We start from the raw sequence: 7,506 nt of genomic DNA, 5'->3' as shown, positions 1-7,506 counted from the left end.
CTTTTAAAAGAGCGGTGGAATTTACTTTTGCACTGGAATTTACTTTTTCAAGTCAGCACTTCTATTCCTTGCCCAGCTGCTTCTTCAGATACCGCAGCTGTCCACCGCAGGAAATCACCTCCAGCTCACTATCAGAAAGTTCCAGACGCGCCTTAAAGGTAATCCCCTTAGTATTATCTCGCACTTCCACTTTTTTCGTCTGCATCTGCTCTAACAGTCCGTTGATTTCCAGTTCGTCTCCCTGCTCGATCTTGTCGTAATCTGCCGGATCCTCAAAGATCATCGGGATAATGCCATGATTGATCAAGTTGCCCTTGTGGATACGCGCAATGCTCTTTGCGATCACGGCACGTACGCCTAAGTACATCGGGTTGATGGCTGCGTGTTCGCGGGAAGATCCCTGACCATAGTTCTCGCCGCCGATGATGATGCTCTGTCCCATCTCTTTTGCCCTTGCCGCAAACTCCGGATCGTAGCGGTGATAACAGTACTGGCTCATAAGCGGAATATTAGAGCGCATGCTGGAGAATTCTGCGCTGGCCGGAGTAATATCGTCGGTCGTGATGTTGTCCACCGTCTTTAAGCTGACCGGAACGCACAGATGCTCGGCCGGCTGCTCCGGAACCGGAAGGAATTTGATGTTCGGTCCTTTTACCACTTCAACTTTCTTTGCCTCTTCCTCCGGAAGCGGTTTGATGATCATGGAATCATCGACCGGATAGACTTCCGGCTCATGAATCTCTGCCAGTTTTGCGACATCTTCGCCCAGAATATCTTCTGCGGTTGCAAAGGTTCCAAGAATGGCAGTTGCTGCCGCACTCTCCGGACTTACCAGATAAATCTCCGCAGTCGGGTTACCGGCGCGTCCCTTGAAGTTCCGGTTGGAGGTTCGCACAGCCACGCCCTTGGTAGCCGGTGACTGGCCGATTGCACAGCACGGGCCGCAGGCGGTCTCCAGGATCCGCACACCTGCATCGATCAGCATCTCCAGATATCCGTCACGCAGCAGCTGCTTATATACCTGTTTGGAAGAAACCGCGCAGGTGCAGCTCACATCCTCATTGACATGTCTGCCCCGTAATACCAGCGCAACTTTCGCGATATCGGAATAACTTGCATTCGTACAGCTTCCGATGAATACCTGCTGTACTTTTTTCTTCTCCGCATCCTTTAACGGCATCACATTATCTGGCTGATGCGGGCAAGCGATCAGCGGTTCCAGCTCATCCAGGTTGAGCTCCATCTCGCCATCGTATTCGGCATCTGCATCCGGAATCATCTCCACATACTGATCTTCCCGGCCCTGTGCCCTCATAAATTTGCGCACCTGCTCATCTGCTGGGAAAATGGAAGTGGTCGCACCCATCTCTGCGCCCATGTTCGTGATAGTCGCACGCTCTGCAACCTCCAAACCTGCAGCACCCTCTCCTACATACTCAAATACTTTTCCAAGGCCGCCCTTGATGCCAACCCGGCGAAGCATCTCCAGGATGATTTCCTTGGCATTGCAGCCCGGTTTTAGATGACCTTTCAAGTTTACTTTGATGATCTGCGGCATTTTCAGACGCATCGGAACACCGGTCATTGCCGTTGCCACGTCCATACCACCCACGCCGATGCACAGCATACCGATGGAACCGCCGTGCGGTGTGTGGCTGTCACCACCCATGCTCAGCTTGCCCGGAACACCAAATCTCGCTACATGTACCGCATGGCAGATTCCGTTGCCCGGTCTGGAAACATGCACACCATAACGCTTTGCCACAGACTGCAGATAAATGTGGTCATCCGGCGTCTTGTTATCCAGATATAACAGGTTGTGGTCCAGATAGCTCACGCTGGTCTCCACCTGCGTCCGGTCCAGACCAATGGCCTCAAACGCCAGATACGTCATCACCGCATTGATGTCGTGTGTCAAAGTCTGATCCACCTTTACATAGATCTCATCGCCCGGATTCATGGCAGACGGCTTTGCCAGATGACTCTCCAGGATTTTTCTTGTCAGATTCTTTCCCATGAAAAAAGTACCCTCCTTAAATGACTCTGGTTACTGTTCATACAACCGCAAACAGTAACTGATTCTCAACTTCTGAGTTCATTATAAGTGGGTACTGATTATAAGTAAAATTTCATTTTGCAAATGAAGCCCATAGCTTTTTCTTATGAGCCTGCATGGTCTCCCGTGCGATGTCCAGAAGTGCCTGTTCCACTTCCCCGATATAGCATCCTTCCCGGTACAATACCATGACCGGCCAGTGAACCGGTGTAACGGAAAGATGATAAACCTCCGCCTCCATGCCACCTTCCATCAGTTCCAGCGTAATCTCCGGAATGATTGCCACGCCAAGCCCCTGGGCTGCCAGGCGGTAGGACAACATATTGCTGTGCGATTCAAAGAAAATGTTTGGCTTCACTTCCGCATTGGCATACAAAACATCTACGCTCGAACGCAGTGCATGTCCTTTTTTCAAGGTAATAAGCGGCAGTTTTGCTGCTTCTTTCCAGTTAATGATCTTTTTTCCCCGGTCCAGAAAACAGGATTCGTTCATATATTCTTTTGCGGCAACCAGCACCAGCTCTTCCTGCGAAACTTCTACCTGAACGATATCTTTTAACGGGGTCCAATACGGCAAAAACACAAAATCCACATTGCCCGCTTTCAAGTCCGCGATCAGCTGGTTTCCAGGACCCGTAGAAACTTCTACATCAATGCCTGGATAGCGGTCCTTTAACGGTTTTAAAAGAAGCGGCAGCATGTACACGATCCGCTCACTCGGAAACCCGATCCGCAGACGCCCTGTCATATGATGGGTGATGTCCCTAAGTTCCCGGTTCATCTCTTCCATCTGCCCCAGGATTGCTTTGGCACGTTTTACATACTGTTCTCCCGCGTAAGTCAGTTTCAGCGGATTTGCAGACCGGTCAAACAGCTTCACGCCAAGGTCTTCCTCTACTTTACTGACATAATTGCTGAGCGCCGGCTGACTGATGAAAAGCTTCGCAGCGGCTTTTGTAAAACTTCCAGACTCCGCCACCTGGCGGACATAGGTAAATTGTCTTAATTCCATCGTTTCCTCCAACTACAAAACGGAGCTGCCTGTCCAGACAGCCCCATTTTGTTCTTACACTTACATAAGGAGTTTTATAGTAGCAGATAAGCCGTAAAACGGTGGGAATCTTATCTGTTTCTATCGTTTCATTCTTTCGTCTATTGTTTCTTCCGCCATCTGTATCAGATGAGGAATCCTTGCTGATTATTTGTTTCTGTTAAAGTTGATGAGACAGCCTGCCTTTACGATCTTGCGCTCGTTCTCTGTCATCGGCTGGATGTAGAGGTGAATTTCCTCTGCCTTGCCATCTTTGATGACATAAGCCGGAATGTCAGCCAGATCACCTTCTAATGCAGTGCGCACATTCGGAACATAGATGTAATCGTCTACCTCGAACATGGTCGGCTCACCCTTTAAGTGGAACGGAAGCATACCCCAGTTCATGCAGTTGGAACGATAACGCTTGGTTGCGTATTCCTGGGTAATGTTTGCAAGGGCACCCAGAACTCTCTGGCAGGAAGCAGCCTGCTCACGTGCAGAACCATCGCCGGGCTTGTTTGCATAAATGCTGGAACCAATCTCAACATCTTCTGCCTTTACCTGCTCCTGACCCGGAATGGTATTGACAACCTTCATCACCTCAGCGATCTCTGCATTTACCTTACCTGCAAGACGTTCCTTTTCCATAGCCTGGACTGCCTTCGCACGGCCTACGTACTCCGGATCACGTCTGGACAGGGTGAACTCAGCCAGTCCAAGCGGATTGGAACGGTAGGAAGAAGTCTCACCAGACGGGATCAGCTCATCGGTGGTGGTTACTTCATCCAGGATCTTGGAAGAAACTTTCAGAAGGATATTGTCGGAAAGTGCCTCCATCTCCGGCCAGTCTTTGATGTTCGGACCAAAGCGCAGCTCGGAATCCTCTTCTGCCTTGTTGTAACCATTGTATACTCTCGCCTTGTACGCGCGATCCTCGTAGTTGTACTCCGGAATATCGCCCCAGCAATCCATGGTCTCAGCGGAAGTCAGCTTACCGCCATTTGCTGCAGTTGCTGCGATGGAACGTGCATCCATAAGGGCAACTGCGGACATCTGTCCGTTACCCGGCTTGGAGCCTTCGCGGTTCGGGAAGTTTCTGGTCGTATGACGGATGGAAAGTGCATTGTTTGCCGGAGTATCGCCAGCACCAAAGCACGGTCCACAGAATGCAGATCGGATGATCGCACCAGCATCCATCAAGTCAGCTAACAGACCCTTGCGGTCCAGATCGGTGTAAACCGGCTGGGAGGAAGGATATACGGATAAGTAAAACTCGCCGTCGCCAATGTTCTTGCCCTTCAATGCATGTGCAGCCTCTACCACGTTGGTGTAGTTACCGCCAGCACAGCCAGCGATGATACCCTGCTGTACCTGAAGTTTACCATCTTTGGTAATTTTGTCAAGTAAGGTAAAATGTGCTCTGCCCTCTGCAACCTGCTCTGCAGCCTTCTCGGTCTCGCGCAGGATGTCTTCGAGGTTCTCATACAGGTAATCGATCTCGTAAGCATTGGACGGATGGAACGGAAGCGCGATCATCGGCTTGATGGTGCTTAAATCGATTTCAACACAGCCATCGTAATAAGCAACTGCTTCCGGATTCAGCTCCTTAAACTCATCCACGCGGTGATGTTTCTCCAGGAATGCCTTGGTATCATCATCGGTTCTCCAAATAGAGGACAGGCAGGTGGTCTCGGTGGTCATAACATCCACACCGTTACGGTAGTCAGTTGTCATAGAAGAAACGCCAGGTCCTACGAACTCCATTACTTTGTTCTTTACATAGCCATTTTTGTAAACAGCGCCGCAGATGGCGAGTGCGATATCGTGCGGTCCTACGAACGGCTGTGGTTTCCCGGTTAAGTAGATTGCGATCACGCCCGGATAAGCAACATCGTAAGTCTGCTTCAACAGCTGCTTGGACAGCTCACCGCCGCCCTCACCGATGGCCATGGTACCCAGTGCACCATAACGGGTGTGGGAGTCAGAACCAAGGATCATCTTGCCGCCGCCTGCAAAGCACTCACGCATGTACTGGTGACATACTGCAATGTGCTGCGGAACAAAGAGACCACCATATTTCTTTGCTGCGGAAAGACCAAAGTAATGGTCATCATCGTTGATGGTACCGCCAACTGCGCACAGAGAGTTGTGGCAGCAGGTTAAAACGTAAGGAAGCGGGAACTTCTCCATTCCTGACGCACGTGCAGTCTGGATGATCCCAACAAATGTGATATCGTGGGAAACCATAGCATCAAATTTGATCTGAAGCTTGTCCATGTTCTCAGACTGGTTATGTGCCTTCATGATGCCATACGCAATGGTACCTTTCTTTGCCTCTTCTTTTGCAACTGGCTTGCCGCTCATCTGCTCAACCTTTGCAGCCTCTGCCTCTGGAACCAGGGTCTCGCCGTTTACGAGATAAACGCCGCCATCGTGTAACTTAACCATACGAACTCTCCTCCTGTAATGTGTGGTTTCTTAGTTTCAAGCCGGCTTTTCATGCTTTCTGTTTCAGCTCTCTTGCTGTTCGCTATCCTGCTTTTCACTATCTTGCTTCCAGCTTTCCTGCATCCGGCTTTTTCTTTCGATGGCTTTATTATGCACCTTTTCTCAGTATTTGTAAAATACTATATATAATATAAAAGCTATAGGTTTTTGCTATAGGTTTTGCTATAGTCTTATTTCTACTATGATGCTGTAAATTTTCTTCTTTGGTGCTGCAGGGCTTGATGACCAGTTATTGCAATGGCTGCTTTGTTCCTGCTTCATCCTGCTGCAGCCAATACTTCAAATCCCGCAATTTCATCAGCGCATCCCGCCTTCCAATCTCATATACCTGCTGCAGTTTTTCCGGGCTTCGTTCCAGACGGCCAATCTCCAACGGCTTATCCGGCCGCAGCACAAAAATCTCACCAGCCTTCTCCAACTGTTCGATCTGCTCCACCGTTTCATTGTAACGCTCATGTCGGTGAGACAGCGCTTCCACAAAAGCCGGATATTTCCGGTAACGGATTTTTGCCATAGCCAGCTGCTCTGGTTCCTTCCGGTAGCCCTTCGGTCTGGTCAGGATCACCGCATTTTTGGAAAATCCCATCTTCCGAAACTCCATGAGCGGAATGCTGTCCGTGCAGCCACCGTCCAGAAGCTTCATTCCATCATACTCCACCAATCTGGAAACGTATGGAAGCGATGCCGAAGCCCGGATCACATCGATCTGTCCCTTCATATCCGTAATACGGATATACTCCGGCTGCCCCGTCTCCACATTGCTGCATACTGCGTAAAACTCCGTTTTTGACCGGTTGAACGCATCATAATCGTAAAGATCCAGCTTTTCCGGCAGATCATGATAGCAGAACTGAACCTCCGCAATATCTCCGGTCTTTATAAGATTTTTCATGCTGATAAACCGGTTATCACGGATATATTTTTTGTAATAGCGGATGTTTCGCCCTTTCTGTCCGGACACAAAGCTGGAGCCATGGATTGCCCCGGCTGAAACACCGATGACTCCGTCAAAAGAAATCCCGTGGTCCATAAAGACATCCAGGATTCCATCCGTATACATGCCGCGCATGCCACCGCCTTCCAGGACCAGTCCTGTTTTTATCATATCGTCGTTACGGTTGCTGCTCATAACTTCTCACTCCATTCTTTTGCCGCTGCCATGCGGGTCTCATACTGCCTGTAAAAGTCCCGGCTGGTGTCATAAGGAAGCAGATAAAACTGCTGTAAAATGTACATGCTGATGGACCTGGCCAGGGCTTCCCGGTCGGTCTCTAAAGCTGTTTCTGATGTTTTGGGTGCTGCTTCCGTGGTCTCTCTCTGCTTCGGTCCGGCACCTGTATCCGGCAGCAGGCGTTCCCGCAGTTTTTTTAGAAACGCGTGCCAGTCCACAATAAACGCATCATATCGTTCCATATCCGGGGTATCCATCCATTTTCGGATTTTTACCTTTGTACGGTTCTGCTTTTCGCACTCGTGCGTCTGCAAAATATAGTGGAATCCATCTTCCTCATAATACCGACCAAGCGGAAACAGCCGGCAGATTCCCGGGCGGTGCGGATGAATGCTGCAGCGGCCTTCCCCATTTAAAAATGTACACTGCTCCGAATCCCCAGCCAGTTTTAAGTTCGGCAGGATAATTCCATCCACTACATTCAGCTCCAGATGCCCCGCTAAAAGCTGCTGCAAAGACACACCAAGACCTCCCGTCAGCCGCCAGACATCATACGGATCCAGCACGATCGTATTGCCCATGCCGCGGCAGCAGGAAGAACAACCAGCACAGTCATTACATCCCAGCTTTGCCATATCATTTAATGTATATAATCTTCCATCTGAAATTTCTTCCAGACTCACTTCTCTCAGCACTCCTAATTTCCTCCCGCTTCTATGCTTCTTTGCTTCCTATTCT

The 7,506-nt window shown here is 49.7% G+C and carries 5 protein-coding genes; all 5 read right to left on the bottom strand.

The genetic code is table 11. The features are described from left to right. Positions 1-61 precede the first annotated feature (61 nt). Entirely contained in the window at positions 62-2,017 is a 1,956-nt protein-coding gene (locus DXB18_RS15165) for an aconitate hydratase (protein WP_118708731.1), read from the bottom strand. A gap of 112 nt (positions 2,018-2,129) precedes the next feature. Continuing rightward, on the bottom strand, positions 2,130-3,068 hold the full coding sequence (locus tag DXB18_RS15160) for a LysR family transcriptional regulator (protein WP_118708729.1): 939 nt from the start codon (positions 3,066-3,068) through the stop codon (positions 2,130-2,132). Between the two features lie 186 nt (positions 3,069-3,254). Next, complete coding sequence (locus DXB18_RS15155) at positions 3,255-5,537, bottom strand: hydratase (protein WP_118708727.1); 2,283 nt, start codon at positions 5,535-5,537, stop codon at positions 3,255-3,257. 289 nt (positions 5,538-5,826) lie between these two features. Continuing rightward, the gene (locus DXB18_RS15150; protein WP_347560905.1) at positions 5,827-6,726 is read right to left on the bottom strand and encodes a patatin family protein; all 900 of its coding nucleotides are present in this window, start codon (positions 6,724-6,726) and stop codon (positions 5,827-5,829) included. Then, on the bottom strand, positions 6,723-7,463 hold the full coding sequence (locus DXB18_RS15145; RefSeq protein ID WP_118708725.1) for a YkgJ family cysteine cluster protein: 741 nt from the start codon (positions 7,461-7,463) through the stop codon (positions 6,723-6,725). Before DXB18_RS15145 ends, DXB18_RS15150 begins: the two co-directional genes overlap by 4 nt. Between the last annotated feature and the right edge of the window lie 43 nt (positions 7,464-7,506).

Source organism: Clostridium sp. OM02-18AC (assembly GCF_003481825.1).
Taxonomy (GTDB): Bacteria; Bacillota; Clostridia; order Lachnospirales; family Lachnospiraceae; genus Brotaphodocola.
This window is presented reverse-complemented; position numbering and strand designations above follow the sequence as displayed.

What these genes read in the sequence shown, in the direction of transcription:
- DXB18_RS15165 (WP_118708731.1), bottom strand. Translation starts at nt 2,017, where the DNA reads ATGGGAAAGAATCTGACAAGAAAAATCCTGGAGAGTCATCTGGCAAAG.
- DXB18_RS15160 (WP_118708729.1), bottom strand. Translation starts at nt 3,068, where the DNA reads ATGGAATTAAGACAATTTACCTATGTCCGCCAGGTGGCGGAGTCTGGA.
- DXB18_RS15155 (WP_118708727.1), bottom strand. Translation starts at nt 5,537, where the DNA reads ATGGTTAAGTTACACGATGGCGGCGTTTATCTCGTAAACGGCGAGACC.
- DXB18_RS15150 (WP_347560905.1), bottom strand. Translation starts at nt 6,726, where the DNA reads ATGAGCAGCAACCGTAACGACGATATGATAAAAACAGGACTGGTCCTG.